This window comes from Micromonospora yasonensis (genome assembly GCF_026013475.1).
Classification (GTDB): domain Bacteria; phylum Actinomycetota; class Actinomycetes; order Mycobacteriales; family Micromonosporaceae; genus Micromonospora; species Micromonospora yasonensis.
Genome location: NZ_JAPDPH010000510.1, coordinates 1 through 249, shown reverse-complemented (window position 1 = coordinate 249; position 249 = coordinate 1). Strand labels below are relative to the sequence as shown.

At 67.5% G+C, this 249-nt stretch carries 1 protein-coding gene; it reads left to right on the top strand.

Translation table 11 applies throughout. From position 1 onward, the window contains the following. The coding region (locus tag ONA70_RS36595) for an acyltransferase domain-containing protein (RefSeq protein WP_265011037.1) at positions 1 to 249 on the top strand (249 nt) is incomplete at both ends.

The following is a 249-nucleotide window of genomic DNA, read 5'->3' as shown; positions in this document are numbered from 1 at the left end:
CTCACCACCGACTACTGGTGGGACAACCTCCGCCAACCCGTCCACTTCCACCCCACCCTCCAACACCTACTCACCGACGGGCACCACACCCTCATCGAGATCAGCCCCCACCCCCTACTCGCCCCCACCATCGACGACGCCACCGCCCTGCACACCCTCCGCCGCGACACCGACCCCTGGCACACCCTCCTCACCAACACCGCACACCTACACACCCACACCACCCACCCGATCACCTGGACCCGGCTC